Source organism: Dyadobacter sp. CY312 (assembly GCF_021390535.1).
Lineage (GTDB): Bacteria > Bacteroidota > Bacteroidia > Cytophagales > Spirosomataceae > Dyadobacter.
Genome location: NZ_JAJUXG010000027.1, coordinates 25,000 through 39,651, shown reverse-complemented (window position 1 = coordinate 39,651; position 14,652 = coordinate 25,000). Strand labels below are relative to the sequence as shown.

The window sequence follows — 14,652 nt, the reverse complement described above, 5'->3', positions numbered from 1 at the left end:
TCAAGTGGACTATTTGAACTGGTAGCTATAATGATGTTGAAATTCTATGATGGGTAAAAAAACAGCGACCGTTCAGGGATATACGGCCGCTATTTTTACACCGTTCCTCCTACTTCTCTTTTGTTACGCCTTTGAACGGAGTACCATCTTGTTTTCCATCCATGAACCTGCCGGTTTCCCGATCGCGCTTCGTCCATGTTTCGGTTGTAGGGTTGTAAACCTGTGTTCTTCCGGTAACAGCACCATTCCGATGTCCATCACCTGTTTTTCCATTTCTAGCCATAAGAAAAAATTTGTTTAAGATTTTAAATCTGTTAGTTGTAATTGTACTGTTTCCAGGGAATTCGGGAGACGTGAATCTTACTAAGGAAGTTCACGATATCCTTTCGACCCTGATACGTTGGAGTGCCACGCGAATCCTGCGCCATCAAAATAATAGGCACTCCGGGGAATGCGCCTCTGAAGGCTGCACGGGCCTCGTCACACTGGTTGGGGCTGTTCAATACATGCGATTTTACCACTACAATCGCGAAGGTCACACCCTGCTCTTTTAGAACAGCTCCTTCAAATTTCATTTTATAAAAATTTATATGTCCACCCCGAACTTGCAGCGCCGGAGATTATCTGGATGGTGTTTTCCTTTATTGTAGTGCACAGATGAATAATTTAAACAAATTGATATCTTTGCAGCGTTCAAGCACAATAAAGTAGAATGCCAAAGGGGTACCAACCCGGATAAGCCACCAACAGCTTTATACATTCTAAATTGAATGCCTTTGAAGTTAGCGCTTCAGGGCATTTTTTTGTTTCTGTAGTATTTTTGTTAGTTAACCATTGTTTAAACGTAATCTGACTTCCTCTTTTATTTTCACATTGCTATGTATAAAGCTGAAATTATCCAATAACTGGGTGACTTCATTGTATATATTACCTCTTCTTTTGGTATCCTTTATGCTAATGATCAGACAAAAGTCCTGTGCAAGCGTCACTTTATTGATTTCTGCCTTGGATTCTGAAAAATCACGGTAAAGCCCTTTGATTTTCAAATACCAGTTTTTAGGCGCTTTCAAAAATTTCTCCTTGTTGGATTCTGTGAATTCTTGAAAATTCACACACCATTTTTTTACAGGCTGATACTTATCTCCGTATGAAATCAGCATTCTTTCTGCGGCAAACGGGACATCCATATTCTTTCCGGCTCTTTTACTATAGACTGAGCTACTAAGGATATTCTGCCGTCCATCAGCACCGATTGGATTTTTGATTTGTGGTTTTGAGGTGTCCCGCTCCGTTTTTTCGTCATAAGTCCCAAGCATCACATCGATGTTGGACTGACAGTATTCCGCTCCCTGTGAAACTTCCAAAATAGGAGCAGTTACAAGTGTGACCGTAATCTCTCCATAAAAATAGCCATCCTCATCTACCATGCTTTGTGGAAACGGAAAATCAAGAATGTCAATAAAATTCCCCTTTTCAAGCGTATCCTGCAGTATCAGCGTGATTTCATTTGGTTCGTTAAAAAGGATATCGGATATATTAGATGGCATTCCGAAGCCAACCGCGTTAATTTTGTCCGAAATCGCCATTTTCATTTCCGGCGGATATTTAGCAGAATGAATGATCAAAGCCTTTATCAGGGTGGGGTTAAACCTTTCATTAAGCATAGAATTTAACCCTGCCGCAATGGCTGAAATTCTTGGCGTGGAAAAGCTTGTACCAATAATTTTTGCCAACCTGCCATCCGATGAAAAAGATTTGACAGGACTTATAGTCACATTATTTCGTGCGTCCGTTCCTGCATTTCCACCCATGTGAACAATGTCCGGCTTGATCAAATGCGCTGGCCCTGGTCCCGTTCTTGAAAACGGTGACGGGTGATGCTTACCGGCGTGATCCGTCTGACTTTGATCATGCGTCAAAGAGCCAACAACAAGCCCTCTGACTGTATCAGCAGACTTGGTTATCCTGCGCTTCGGTGCATGTATTTTAAAATTATCACAGTTCCCGGCAGATTTACAGATCAATACATCATGCTGCTCCTGTATTTCATCGAGTGCCTTGGCAAAATCGGAAAATTCACTTAAGTCGACTTCCTGATCTGTTCCCAAAGAGAGATTCCATATCTTAATATGGTCATATCTGCTTATCGCATCCCTGATCTGCTCTATCAATTCACTTTCGTATATTTTTTGCCTGGCAAGGTCGGGCGTCACAACCGCTTCAAATAATTTACATCCTTCAAACCCGGTATAATCCACTCCTTCAAGAATATCTCCGTAAATCAGGATTCCGGCGACACCCGTTCCATGCTTTTTGTTGGTGTCCTCGTCAGTATAATATGTAATGTTATCCTGATGAAGCCAAGGCGAAAGATGTGGTATGTTGGCAATTCCAGTATCCAGAACGCCAATTATAGGATAGTCTACACCAGCCTTTGGTATTTTGATCTCTACTGCAGTGTCCTCTATCACTTCGTCAAGCGTAAGATTGTATGAAGGCATTTCAGTAATTAGCTGAATACCATCGAAATCTTTTAAAAATTCCAGCGCATCTGTTGTTACGGCATCGACCCGGTAAATATTTAACTCGCCGGAGTAGACAGTGCGTTTGAAAGAGATTTTTCTGGAATTGCAAAACTGTTCAAACATTCTCGCCAGTATGCCATCCAGCTCAATATTGCCATAATTGAAAAGTTTTATTTTTAAGATGTGATCGTCTTCAGTGTTAGAATCGATGGCTATTTCGGGCTTGAATTCTTCAATATCACTTATGGCAGATATCCCGACCACAGTAGAGTAGCTTGGAAATGCGTTGTTTGCTTTCTCAAAATTCCTGATCATTCCCAGAAGATCCTGAACATCATCCACTTTGACCAACACCTCGTCTACTCCGTTGACACCGATAATATTCAATTCTGTGGTATTGAATAGGTTTCCGATTTCTTTACGGTACGATTTCGCCAGTGCGTCTTCATTTACTTTCAGCTTTAGCACTGAAGGGATGTAATTATTTTGTTTGACTTTATTCGTCAATTTGACAGAAACATCTTGGAGTACTTCTCTGATATAAACCGATTTCTGAGACGCTATGGCAGGACTTGCCCAAGTTGGCATCTTCCGCTCTCCACCGCCTTCGGTGTCCATCTCATCTTTCTGCCTTTTTTGAAAGAATTTTACAGGGAGGTTCTTTTCTGCCATGACCTAGATATTTTTGTTTAAAAAATTTCTTACCTGTCTGATGGAGATCTTCATCCGCTCAGCAATTGCCACCTGTGGAATGCCATTGTCATTTAAAAACTCAACCAGCTTTTCGATAGATAAGTCTCCATGGTTGGAAAATTCAAAAAGCTCTACCAATAAATCTTCGTAAGCAAGTGTATCTCGTCCATTAATGATCGTGTGGGCTTTTGCGTTGTTGATGATCCCCTTTATATCCGATGGAGATTTGCCCGTCAGAAGTTTCACAAGCTTATCGTGACGTCTTTCATCCTCTATAAAGTCTGTTTTGAATCTGGCTGTGAAAACTTTGATCAGCTGAGATACCTCAGCTTCCTGCGGAGCGCTAATTTCGATAACCGTATTGAATCTACGCCATATCGCTTTATCTAAGAGCTCGGGGTGATTGGTAGCGGCGATTAATATATTATGACTTGCAAAAGCGTCAATATTTTGCAATAGGCTGTTAATCACTCTTTTAAGTTCGCCAAGTTCATATTGGTCGTCCCTAGCTTTTGCAATAGCATCGAATTCGTCAAGAAATAGTATACATGGTTTATTATCTGCAAAATCAAATATCTTCCTAATATTTTTTGCTGTATTGCCCAGTAAGGATGAGACAATAGCATCAAATCTTGCTACTACCAGAGGTAGGCCTGTTCTGTCAGAGATGTATTGCGCTACAGTAGTCTTTCCGCAACCCGGTTTGCCATACAATAAAAGCGTGTTTGTTGTTTCTATGCCATTTTTAATCAAGTCACTTTGATGTTTTACAACGTTTATAAAATCATTAATTTTATTTTCAATTAACTGAGGTAGTATAACCGGAGTTCTGCCACTAATCGGTCTTGAAATATCGACAATGCTAAGTCTGCTTTCCTGATCGACGGGAGTGGTCATTAGTTCATCCATCACAACTGTTGTAGCAGGTCCGTTTTCGATGGCGCGCAAAATCAGCTTTGCCATCTTTTCATCCCCATCCTTCGCTAGTTTGTCTGCTAAGAGTTTCGAGTAATTGTGTACTTTTTTAAAGTCCTTAGACAATCCTCCTTCGATAATTTTCAATATTTCGGTATACATAAGGCAATATTTTGATTCAAATATACATTATGTGTAATTAAAATACAAAATACCGTACAGAAAAAATATTATTCGTAATTTAATTTCTTTTAAATGTAATATTTGAACGATATGGATATTCTTGATAAACCTTAGATATCAGTTGTTAACCCGAGTGTAATTTTTTGCGCCACTTTGAAGCGTATCCAGCCGCACAGGGTTGTCAGTCATAGCAACGAAAGTTACAAAGTAAAAAATGACGGTTGCAAGCGTATCTGGCTATTTACCGCGGCCTGTGCCGCTCCTTAAACCGCCTGATGCACTTGCAGCCGAGGGGTAAACCCCGTCATTTTCTCTTTGAGTGGAGCTAGCGATTGCTCTGAGCACAACGCCGGAGCCAAGCTTCTTTTAAAGACTTTCAATCATGGAATTCATTGAAAACACTCCAAAAATTTATGTAGGTACGTACGGCAAATACAATGACGGCTCACTCTTCGGGAAATGGTTTGGCCTTTCAGGCTACACCGATACCAAAGATTTTTACAAGGACTGTTATGAATACCACGGAAACGAGGTTCTCAGCAGCGGCTGCCGTCCTGAGTTAATGTTCCAGGATTGGGAAAGCATTCCAGATTTTCTGATCTCAGAATCCTGGCTCCATGAAAACACTTTCAGATATTTTGAAATTACCGATGAAATGAGAGAAGAACGTGCACAAGCATTTGAGATTTACTGTTCGAGCATTGTGTCCTGGCCTTCGAATGGAAATGATTTGGATGAAACCGTACAAGAATTCGAAGAAAGTTATCAGGGATATTTCGGCGGATCGATGAAAGATGCTGAAATAGAGTTCGCTTACCAGTATATCGAAGATACAGGAATGCTATCGGATGTCCCGGAGTCACTGGAAAGATATTTTGATTATAAAGCCTTCGCAAGAGATCTGTTCTTAGAAGGATACTCTCAGTATGACGGACATGTATTTGCGGATCATTAAAACCTGTCCGGGGCTTATTGTCACTACAAAGACAGTAGGCTCCGGTTTGATTTTTTTTAGATCCTCCTGACTTAGGAGGGGAATTTTTTAATTTTTTGTTCTTTTCATTTCTAAAAGAATGGCAGGAACGTCTTGCCGACCACCAAAGACTATTTTCCCGGATGTTGGGCTAAATAAAGGTGAGTAAGATGGAGGCGTTGGAAACAGAAAGGGTGTCCGCACGAAAAGCGATGGAAATTTTAAAGGGGGAAGGATTGGAAGTGACAGAGAGTCAGGCAAGTCAAATCTTGCAATTCTTGGAAAAATTGGCTAATATAGTAGTAGGTCAATGTCTTAAAGGTTTGAAAGATGATGTTTTGTGACATATCTAATTGATCTAAATATTCATGATGTAACGGAATTGAGATGAAAACGGCGGACTTATATGTTCGGGTGAGTACGGACGAACAGGCAGACAAGGGATATTCTCAAAGAGGGCAGGAGGAGATGCTCAGGAAGTATTGTGGTATTAATAATATTAGTGTCAGAAATGTCATCTATGAAGATCATTCTGCGAAAACCTTCAATCGTCCTCAGTGGTCCAAATTGCTTTTGGATCTTAAAAAATCGAAAGGTAAGGTAGAGTTGACTCTCTTTACCAAATGGGACCGGTTTAGTCGTAATGCAGGTGATGCATATCAGATGATCAGTATACTCAGGAGATTAGGTGTGGAACCGCAAGCCATTGAGCAACCATTGGATCTTTCTATTCCCGAAAATAAAATGATGCTGGCGTTTTACCTGGCAGCGCCCGAGGTGGAAAACGACCGACGAGCACTCAACACATTTCATGGCATGCGTAGGGCCAGGAAAGAAGGCCGGTATATGGGTGTAGCTCCGGTGGGATATGTAAATAAGATAACAGAAGGTGGTAATAAATACATTGCCCTGAGAGAGCCTCAGGCATCACTTCTAAAATGGGCTTTCGAAGAGTTGGCTCAGGGAATATATTCGGTAGAGGAGGTTAGAAGACAGGCTGTTCGAAAGGGGTTAAGGTGTAGCAAAACTTGTTTTTGGCGTGCGATTGAAAACCCGCTTTACTTCGGGAAGATATTCATACCTGGTTACAAGGATGAAGAGAGTCGGTTGGCGCAAGGTCAGCATGAAGCATTAATATCTGAAAACCTGTTCTATGAAATGCAGGATGCTATTGATGGCAAGAAGAAAAGGCAACGTCTTAATGTGAAAGAAATATCTAATGACATGTTTCCGCTTCGTGGTTTTCTGAATTGCCCTAAGTGTCACAGACTTCTAACGGCTAGTGCTTCCAAAGGCAGAAATGGTCGATATCATTATTATCATTGTGTTGCGTCTTGTGGCCCCCGTTATGCTGCCGGTATGGTTAATGATCTTTTTGTTAGAGAACTTCAAAAGTTTAAGCCGCACAAAGGAGTGACGGAGCTTTTTAAGCTGGTTGTAAACAAAGCATTCAAAGGGCAGACTAAAAACTCACAAAGTGAGAAGAAGCATGTTTTAGAGCAGATAGATAGTTTAAATAACAAGCTGAGCAAGGCAAGAGAACTTTTACTGGCCTCGGATATTGATGCAAAGGACTACCGAACTATTAAAACCGAAATTGAAGAGAAGCTTGTGCGGCAGGAAGCCAGGCTGACCGAGATGACAACCAGTGTGGGCAGTCCTGTAAACCTTGAAAAGATGCTGGACAAGGCGGTGAGTACACTCTCGAATATTGATGTAATCTATTCAAAATCAGACATCAATCAGAAGCGTGAAATCATTGGTTCGATATATCCCGAAAAACTAACATTTTCAGAAAGCGGTTATCGAACCACAAGGACTAATGAAATTGTGTCCCTTATCTTTCAGATAAACAGCGACTTAGTGAAAGATAAAAGCCGAACTTTTAGTGATTTCTCACAAAAGTCCGGCTTTGTACCCCTTCCGCAACAGTTGTCGAACCAATTTTTTAGATGATTTAGAAAAAATAGTTAAGCTGATAGCATAAACAATTGATACTAGTTATGATTGTATCTGGCATCTTTTAAATGGTAAATAAGATTTTTCCTTGTTCGAAAAGATATTTAATCTAGTGTAGTTTCTTCAATTTACAGATATTGACGTTTTGGAAGGTTGGCGAATGTCAAATAATTTATTCATAATGTTGTTTATAATCAACAATAATAATTTAATTGTTGATTATAAACAACATTATGAATAATAGAAAATAGATTCTACTACCCAGATTTGCAAAAATTTTTGAGCAGCTGGGTGAAAATATAAAACTTGCGCGTAAAAGACGTAAGCTAACCACAATACAAGTCTCAGAAAGAGCTGGTATTGACAGGACCACATTATATCATATCGAAAAGGGCAACCCAAGTGTATCATTGGGCGCGTATTTCAATGTGCTCAGGGTTCTTGGATTACAGGATGATTTTTTGAAACTAGCCGCTGGCGATACTTTTGGAAGAAAATTGCAAGATTTGGAATTGATCGGCAAATCATAATAATATGGCAGATAAGACAGACATTTGGGTTTGTGCCGACTGGATGGGAATGTCTGGAAAATGGTGCAGCCCATGCTGAGAAAGTAACTTTTTTAGCATTTACAAGCAATTGTAGAGGTGTTTAAATAATACTATTTGGCTTGAACACTTAACGAAGTCATGTTGAGAATGTAAAATAAACTTCGTAAAAGCTAAATCGCTTTATTTAAGATTATTTCATGATTGAATGTGGTTTAACATATTTAAAAATAGGTTAGATGTACAGTATTTATTGATTAAATGGCGCCCTCCCTAGCCAGCATTTCAATAAGATCACTATCTTCTTCACGCAGCCAGGCCCGGTCTCCAATGAGTTTGAAAACCACTTTTTTATGATCCTCACATAAGGTTTCGTGGGGGATCTCTCTGAATTTTTCTTCGTCAAGTTCTTTCCAATAGGAATGGTGATTTGGAGTGTCGCTTAGTTTTATCGGTTGAGAGATTGGAGTCAGTAATTTGATCATAGGAAGTAACTCCTTCACTCTTAGAAATATATTCAAGCCGTCATGATTCCAATCGCAAGAATAGAATATTGGTACATCTATCAAGTCGACCTCATAAATTAACTTGGGTGTATTAGTGCCTCCTGCATACCATAGTTCCACATTGTTCTTTCTTGGTCGTGTAGGGCGACGTAAAAAGTCTAAATTCTCACACAGTACAATTAATTTTCGTTTTGGTGCCGTTAATTTGTAAATCCACTGCTGCCCTTTGTCATTTGCCAGCTTATCAATGTTCAAAATTCCTGGAACAAAGGCACTTAGCGGATTTACAGAACTGTATCGGCCGATAAAAAGCTTGCAGTAGTTTTATTATGGCTTATAGATCAACGGAGATGAGTTCTTCCGCCAAGTTGTGAAACCCTATCCTCGAAAGAGCTCAAATTAAATGGGAGTTATAATACCTATTTCATAGCAATTTCAAGAATTGTAAGAATTTATTCTCTATTTCGGAATTTTATTGCCGCTTTTGTTGTATAGCTATTAATGTAAAGTGAATTTTACCTAAAAAAGGCAGTTTAATTCCCATTATTTATGGATATAGAAGCGCAGCAAAAAGAGACTATTGGAAGGATTATTCAAAACAGACGTAAGTCCAGGCATATCATCCAGGGAGACTTGGCGGATATTGCCGGAATTTCGCCCAGAACCCTGCGAAACATAGAAAAAGGTCTGGCCAATCCTGAACTTGAAACCCTCATGCGCATTTGCAATGTTCTTGGAATGGTCATTAAATTAGAAATAGTTAAGTGATGGGAAGAAAGGCCGAAATCTACAATAACGGAATACTGGCTGGCACTCTTGAGAGAACAGATTTTCAGCAATATGTTTTTACATATGACAACGCCTACTTCGAGGATTCCAACCAATTCGGTATAAGTCTATCGCTACCAAAAACACATCAACAATATTATTCTGATGTTCTTTTTCCTTTCTTCTACGGATTGCTTTCCGAAGGGGTCAACAAACAGACTCAATGCCGCTTACTACGTATCGATGAAAATGACCATTTCGGTCTTTTATTAGCAACGGCAAAATCAGATACAATAGGATCAATAACAGTTAACGAAATTTTATCATGAATTGCTCTGGATGTTTTAGAAGGGTAGTAGCCGATGGGTATTGTAAAAAGTGCCTTCAAGAATTATTTGACGGCGAGAAGGTGAGTCACATCCTGCCATTTCACTCTCCTTATACGGAAGATTCAGACCTTTTCAACGATTTGACAAAAAAAATGTCGATATCAGGAGTTCAGGTAAAATACTCACTGAAACTGGCAGATAGAGTGCTGGTTCTTACAGACTCAGGTGGGCAATTTTTACTGAAGCCTATTCCAATAGGTCAGTTTAAACATCTGGATCAAGCCCCTGCCAACGAGCATTTGACGATGCAACTAGCAAGGCAACTTTTCAGGATCGCAGTCCCGCCCAATGCGATGATTTATTTCAAGGATCGAACACCAGCTTACCTGGTAAAAAGATTTGACGTTAAGCAGGACGGCAGCAAGTTCCAACAAGAAGACTTCGCACAAATTGCCCAAGTCACAGAGATTACACATGGAAGAAATTTCAAATATGATCTTTCCTATGAAGAAATAGGCGCATTAATGAAAATCCACGTTTCATTATACCCGGTAGAAATTGAAAAATTCTTCAGATTGATACTGTTCAACTATATCTTTTCTAACGGTGATGCACACGTCAAAAATTTTTCTGTTATTCAAATTGAAACAGGTGACTACGTTTTAACACCGGCCTACGATTTGCTTTGCACCCGCATACATTCGCCCAGTGAGTCAGACATGGCGCTCATGCTTTTGAAAGATCGTTTTACCGATTCCTATGATGCCCAAGGCTTTTATACTTACGATGACTTTCTAGAGTTCGGAAAGGTCTTAGGAATCAAAGAAAGCCGGATTTTTAAAATTATTGCAGAGTTTAACGGAAAAGAAGAAAAAATTGATTTGCTAATTGATAGTTCTTATCTACACGAGCCAATAAAGGCCGAATACAAAGCATACTATAAAGACAAGATCAAAAGAATTAACATGGAATGGCCGCGAAAATCATGATATGGTAAAAACCCGCGTGCGGGAAGATGGGATCGGAAGCGACGCGCAAATATATCCTGACACTGTTCATCGTACACTCCCCAATCCTTCTACCAGGGACAATTAAAAGTTAGGCTTAAAAGGCGGATCCCATAAATCATAGTACAATTAAACGTGTGTCACAACGAAGCAGACCGTACCATAAAGTGTAATAGGCAACACTATATCTGACTGTTGAGCTTTTTAGGAATTACTCAGAAAGTAAATTTGACAAGGGGCGGGGAGATTCTCGGCCCCTTGTCATTTTGCGTCGTTTACGAGTTTTTGTCTTACTGTTTATATTATCTAACCAATGGGTAACTAAATCCGAAGCATCGAGCTTAATGATTCCTATTTAGCACACTAATAATCAACTTCTTAACCGTCTCCATTTCCTCAGGTTTACCTGCAGCTGCAAAAAGAGTCAGACTTGCAAGCGCTTCATTGCTTATGACCAGGGCTCCGGATTTTTTTTTCAAAATATCATTATTTTCTAAAAAAAGTAGAAAACAAGCCGCAGCGATTCGCTTATTCCCGTCAACGAATGAGTGGTTCTTAATGTGGAGAATACGGAGCCGTTGACGTACTTTGCAGCGGAATATCCACACCTCAATTCGGAAACTAAGAGATAAGGGCAAGATCGATATCTCCAAGGTGGCCATAATAACCTTTTATTTTGGCCAGACTTTTATTTGCGTAGGGTAATACGACATAGGGCAACGCAATACGAAGTGCTATGATAAAAATTATTAGACCTAAAATTATCAGGGTAATTTTCCTTTTTTCCGGGCGCGGTTTAGTGTCCATAAATATTGGATATTGTCTACCGTAGCATACAAAAAAGAATGCCAGCGGCATAACTTCCTAACTCTGTGTTTTGACGGAATTTAGAATCAACCTTAACTGGCCTGGCAAACCTGGGACTGATTCAATTTTTGAAGAAAATCCAGTTGAACCGTAGATTTTGGACAACGGGAATGTCATGGTGTAAATCAATATAACAGAAAAGGTAAACCTTTTTACAAAAAAGACCTTGAAAACCAAGGTTCTAAACTTACCCTCCTATCTGATTGAAGATGACCAGATATCTAAAACTAGTTAGAAATATTTAACAAATTGTGATCCTACGCCTTGGAATAATACTCACATTAACGGAGTGCGCACTTTATTGGCTCCTTGGCCAGAGTAGTCTCTCCGACATCTTAAATAATGGACATATCACATAGTTTTCAGCCTCATAAGTATGCGTAGCGATGGAGAATTCGGAGCCACAGATCACCACAATTCGGAAATTGAGGACATGTCATTTCGGGTGAAATTGACCATGCTAAATAATTGAGTTATATTTCTTTCACTGCTGATGGACAACAGTTTGTTGGTGGTCCATCTGCCACGGAACCGCGTGGTCAAGCCATCCGAATTCTCCAGCCACAGATCACCACAATCAGGAAATTGAGGATATGTCTTTTTAGCTAAAATTTACCTTGTTAAATAATTGATTTATATGCCTTTAACTACTAAAGAATGATCGTCTGTTGCAGGAAATCCGGCAAGTTTTTCACCAGTTTACCCAGGTCACAATCCGCGACCTCTTTTTTTTCTTACCAATTTGCGGGCGGGACGCTGAATTGTAAAGAATTTTTTCTGCGGAAGGGCTACACCTTCTTTAAGCCTATCTTCAATTTTCGACCAGTTAAATTCCCTGTCAAGAAATTGTACCGGAGTATCAAAATCTATTTCAGTATGGTAAAGGATTCCCCTTTGTGCAACTTGACGAGTAGCGTTGGGGTGGTATTTTTCTTCGTATGCCGAGTAGAATTGTTCCATCGACCTATGCTCTAGCATTACATAAATATCCGCGTAGTCTTTTATCCGCTTACCATTTTGGACGATGGCATGCAATTTCATTGGGGCAATATCGTCTATTGATACAAGCCTGATTCCTTCAAGAACTTCAACCGGATTCAGCAGTGGGTATTGGTGAGCGATAATATCAACCTTAATATCGTCTATAAAACAAAAAATCCCATTTTTCAGGATTTGCATGTCCTGCGCTTCATATTTCTCAGAAAGAAATTTTCCGGTTTTCTCTGTATCGAAACTTTTGATTGAAAATAAATCGATGTCAATCGAAGCGGTGTCCGATGTGTAGAGCCAGGGCTGTACCGCCTACAAGTGTAAAATCACGTTTAATCAGAGCCAAGGTATCGGCTGAGACTGTTTCCGTATGGAACATTTCAAATCCTGTTTTTTGAGAGTAAAGTATTTAGAGGCATCTTCAATAATTTCATCTGGCAGGAAATTAATTTCGTTCTTTATTGTATCTACAACCTTATCCTTGCCGTAAAACCTTACCAGTTCCTGCCAACGCTCTTTACCTCCCCGTTCAATAATTCTTTGGATAATGGTGACGTAGCCTTTTTGCCAATCGATATTATCATAGTCAAACTCCCAGAAGAACCGTCTTGGGAAATTCGGTTTAGGCGCGGCTATTACAGGTTTACGTTCAATTCGTACCACCTCATTCTCAAAAGGCTTAGTCCCTTTTGCCAGGTGAGTGTTCAGTGTATGGTAGTTATATTCCGTGTAACTCGTACAGAAATTTTTAAGATTTGAGAACACCTCGACACTCCCTTGTTTGTCCTTCCAATGTACCAACACAATTCTTCGTTTTGATACTTTATCTTTCACCTTTTCCATGTAACAAAGATACGCTATGATTAAATATTGTACAATATTTAATCATAGCGTCATTAATCTTGAAACGACTGCGCTACATATAATCATGCTCTCTAACTTGCTTTTACTATAGGAGTTCCCACAAACTCAGTGCACATATTTTTTCTAGTTCATTCTGGGAATTACTTCAGATAAGTTGAAAGCCTCGCCTTCAGCAAATTCATATCCTCACTAATCTTCTTATCCACAATCTTCGCATAGATCTGAGTCGTCTTGATGCTGCTATGACCCAGCATTTTGGAGACGCTTTCGATAGGAACTCCATTGGCCAATGCTACCGTGGTAGCAAACGTGTGACGAGCCAGATGAAAAGTGAGCGTTTTGTTAATTCGGCATACGTCTGCGATTTCTTTTAGATATGTGTTCAGCTTTTGATTAGACAATACTGGAAGCAGGCGGCCATCTGCCGCACATGGCAGATGATCCTCATATTTTTCAAGAATTTGAAGGGCAACGGGAAGTAGCGGAATTCTGGATTCAGAATCCGTTTTCTCTCTATTGACGACAGGCCACTTCTCACCATTAATTCCTTCGATGATTTGTTGGCTGCTAAGATTATACACGTCTATATATGATAAGCCAGTGAAACAGCTAAACACGAAAATGTCACGGACTTGATTTAATCTTTCATTTTCAAAATCCTTCCCGGCGACCTTGCCCAATTCAACTTCAGTCAAGGCAGTACGGTTTACTACTTGCCTGCTCATCCGGTAGGTTGCAAACGGATCTTGGCTTAACCATCCATTTTTTACGCAGATCATTACGATCTTTTTAAAGTTGGTCAGATATTTCATCACTGTATTGTGCCCGCAGGATTTTTGGCTTTTCAACCAGAATTCGAATTCTGAGATAAACTCGTAGTCCAACTTCTGAATGTTCAGGTCGCTTTTGCCATACTTGCAGCGGAGGAATTCTGATGTATGGTCGTAACAGGTCTTATACTTTGTAAGCGTACTCTTAGCAAAACCTTTACCTCTGAGCTGAAACAACTTTTGATTAGGATCCTGAAAGATCTCAAGAATCATCTTTGGACGACCATTTACTCCCGTGAGCACATTTCGTACATTTTCTGCACTTAGTTCTGCGCCAGTTTCCAGTAAGGAGCGGTATACCTGGTAAACCTTGGACTGAACTGTATCCAGATAGGCATTGAATTCCTTAGTATCGGATTTCGTGCCGGTTTTTCTGCCAGACACAGTATTCCATTTTTCAGGATCGCAATCCCGACCCATCGACATTTCGCTTCTGGAACCATTGACTGAGATCCGCATGTAAACAGGAAGATTACCTGACACATAGTTGCTGCGCTTTTTAAGATAAAAAAGCAGTGTGAAATTTTTAGCTAATATAACAACACGTTTTTTAAGTGAATAAAAATACGATTGCAGCTCTCTGAAAATCAAGATGTTTATTTCACAAACAAGCTGTAAAACAGATCGTTACACGAATTCTGGTGAGCACTTTTCACACTCTCTTTCTGCTCACCAAATGCTCACCTTTTATTTGC

At 39.8% G+C, this 14,652-nt stretch carries 16 protein-coding genes; 7 read left to right on the top strand and 9 right to left on the bottom strand.

The annotated features are described in order from the left end of the window. Positions 1-109 precede the first annotated feature (109 nt). The 4 genes from LZG71_RS27845 to LZG71_RS27830 form a co-directional block, all read right to left on the bottom strand. Entirely contained in the window at positions 110-283 is a 174-nt protein-coding gene (locus LZG71_RS27845; protein ID WP_233826059.1) for a hypothetical protein, read from the bottom strand. Positions 284-314: 31 nt separating this feature from the next. Then, positions 315-575, bottom strand: a complete 261-nt coding sequence (locus tag LZG71_RS27840; RefSeq protein WP_233826057.1) for a hypothetical protein — start codon at positions 573-575, stop codon at positions 315-317. 252 nt (positions 576-827) lie between these two features. Next, positions 828-3,197, bottom strand: a complete 2,370-nt coding sequence (locus tag LZG71_RS27835) for a S8 family peptidase (RefSeq protein WP_233826055.1) — start codon at positions 3,195-3,197, stop codon at positions 828-830. 3 nt (positions 3,198-3,200) lie between these two features. Next, complete coding sequence (locus LZG71_RS27830; RefSeq protein WP_233826053.1) at positions 3,201-4,295, bottom strand: AAA family ATPase; 1,095 nt, start codon at positions 4,293-4,295, stop codon at positions 3,201-3,203. A 403-nt stretch (positions 4,296-4,698) separates the two neighbouring features. On the opposite strand from LZG71_RS27830, the gene LZG71_RS27825 reads away from it, so the two are divergent. The 4 genes from LZG71_RS27825 (at position 4,699) to LZG71_RS27810 (ending at position 7,778) form a co-directional block, all read left to right on the top strand. Then, on the top strand, positions 4,699-5,271 hold the full coding sequence (locus LZG71_RS27825) for an antirestriction protein ArdA (RefSeq protein ID WP_233826051.1): 573 nt from the start codon (positions 4,699-4,701) through the stop codon (positions 5,269-5,271). A gap of 188 nt (positions 5,272-5,459) precedes the next feature. Continuing rightward, positions 5,460-5,633, top strand: a complete 174-nt coding sequence (locus tag LZG71_RS27820; RefSeq protein ID WP_233826049.1) for a hypothetical protein — start codon at positions 5,460-5,462, stop codon at positions 5,631-5,633. Positions 5,634-5,676: 43 nt separating this feature from the next. Continuing rightward, entirely contained in the window at positions 5,677-7,245 is a 1,569-nt protein-coding gene (locus tag LZG71_RS27815; protein ID WP_233826047.1) for a recombinase family protein, read from the top strand. A gap of 254 nt (positions 7,246-7,499) precedes the next feature. Then, the gene (locus LZG71_RS27810; RefSeq protein ID WP_310587796.1) at positions 7,500-7,778 is read left to right on the top strand and encodes a helix-turn-helix transcriptional regulator; all 279 of its coding nucleotides are present in this window, start codon (positions 7,500-7,502) and stop codon (positions 7,776-7,778) included. Positions 7,779-8,053: 275 nt separating this feature from the next. On the opposite strand, the gene LZG71_RS27805 is transcribed toward LZG71_RS27810, so the two are convergent. Continuing rightward, complete coding sequence (locus LZG71_RS27805; protein ID WP_233826045.1) at positions 8,054-8,299, bottom strand: hypothetical protein; 246 nt, start codon at positions 8,297-8,299, stop codon at positions 8,054-8,056. 552 nt (positions 8,300-8,851) lie between these two features. Here LZG71_RS27805 and LZG71_RS27800 point away from each other — a divergent pair. The 3 genes from LZG71_RS27800 to LZG71_RS27790 all read left to right on the top strand — a co-directional run bounded on the left by LZG71_RS27800 (position 8,852) and on the right by LZG71_RS27790 (position 10,388). Beyond that, positions 8,852-9,070: a helix-turn-helix domain-containing protein gene (locus LZG71_RS27800; protein ID WP_233826043.1), complete on the top strand. Its 219-nt coding sequence runs from the start codon at positions 8,852-8,854 to the stop codon at positions 9,068-9,070. Continuing rightward, positions 9,070-9,399, top strand: a complete 330-nt coding sequence (locus tag LZG71_RS27795; protein ID WP_233826041.1) for a HipA N-terminal domain-containing protein — start codon at positions 9,070-9,072, stop codon at positions 9,397-9,399. The genes LZG71_RS27800 and LZG71_RS27795 overlap by 1 nt, the downstream gene beginning before the upstream one ends. Before the next feature lie 140 nt (positions 9,400-9,539). Then, positions 9,540-10,388 (top strand): type II toxin-antitoxin system HipA family toxin, encoded by an 849-nt coding sequence (locus LZG71_RS27790; RefSeq protein WP_233826039.1) that lies wholly within the window; start codon positions 9,540-9,542, stop codon positions 10,386-10,388. Between the two features lie 359 nt (positions 10,389-10,747). Here LZG71_RS27790 and LZG71_RS30765 read toward each other — a convergent pair whose 3' ends face one another. The 4 genes from LZG71_RS30765 to LZG71_RS27775 form a co-directional block, all read right to left on the bottom strand. Next, positions 10,748-11,068: a Fic family protein gene (locus LZG71_RS30765; protein ID WP_409013688.1), complete on the bottom strand. Its 321-nt coding sequence runs from the start codon at positions 11,066-11,068 to the stop codon at positions 10,748-10,750. 913 nt (positions 11,069-11,981) lie between these two features. Beyond that, complete coding sequence (locus LZG71_RS27785; protein ID WP_233826037.1) at positions 11,982-12,452, bottom strand: hypothetical protein; 471 nt, start codon at positions 12,450-12,452, stop codon at positions 11,982-11,984. 147 nt (positions 12,453-12,599) lie between these two features. Continuing rightward, on the bottom strand, positions 12,600-13,106 hold the full coding sequence (locus tag LZG71_RS27780) for a DUF6922 domain-containing protein (protein ID WP_233826035.1): 507 nt from the start codon (positions 13,104-13,106) through the stop codon (positions 12,600-12,602). Between the two features lie 161 nt (positions 13,107-13,267). After that, positions 13,268-14,548 (bottom strand): site-specific integrase, encoded by a 1,281-nt coding sequence (locus LZG71_RS27775; RefSeq protein ID WP_255713260.1) that lies wholly within the window; start codon positions 14,546-14,548, stop codon positions 13,268-13,270. Between the last annotated feature and the right edge of the window lie 104 nt (positions 14,549-14,652).

Coding starts and splice junctions, on each gene's coding strand:
- LZG71_RS27780 (WP_233826035.1), bottom strand. CDS start 13,106: ATGGAAAAGGTGAAAGATAAAGTATCAAAACGAAGAATTGTGTTGGTA.
- LZG71_RS27785 (WP_233826037.1), bottom strand. CDS start 12,452: ATGCAAATCCTGAAAAATGGGATTTTTTGTTTTATAGACGATATTAAG.
- LZG71_RS27815 (WP_233826047.1), top strand. CDS start 5,677: ATGAAAACGGCGGACTTATATGTTCGGGTGAGTACGGACGAACAGGCA.
- LZG71_RS27840 (WP_233826057.1), bottom strand. CDS start 575: ATGAAATTTGAAGGAGCTGTTCTAAAAGAGCAGGGTGTGACCTTCGCG.
- LZG71_RS27795 (WP_233826041.1), top strand. CDS start 9,070: ATGGGAAGAAAGGCCGAAATCTACAATAACGGAATACTGGCTGGCACT.
- LZG71_RS27835 (WP_233826055.1), bottom strand. CDS start 3,197: ATGGCAGAAAAGAACCTCCCTGTAAAATTCTTTCAAAAAAGGCAGAAA.
- LZG71_RS27800 (WP_233826043.1), top strand. CDS start 8,852: ATGGATATAGAAGCGCAGCAAAAAGAGACTATTGGAAGGATTATTCAA.
- LZG71_RS27825 (WP_233826051.1), top strand. CDS start 4,699: ATGGAATTCATTGAAAACACTCCAAAAATTTATGTAGGTACGTACGGC.
- LZG71_RS30765 (WP_409013688.1), bottom strand. CDS start 11,068: ATGGCCACCTTGGAGATATCGATCTTGCCCTTATCTCTTAGTTTCCGA.
- LZG71_RS27830 (WP_233826053.1), bottom strand. CDS start 4,295: ATGTATACCGAAATATTGAAAATTATCGAAGGAGGATTGTCTAAGGAC.
- LZG71_RS27845 (WP_233826059.1), bottom strand. CDS start 283: ATGGCTAGAAATGGAAAAACAGGTGATGGACATCGGAATGGTGCTGTT.
- LZG71_RS27820 (WP_233826049.1), top strand. CDS start 5,460: ATGGAGGCGTTGGAAACAGAAAGGGTGTCCGCACGAAAAGCGATGGAA.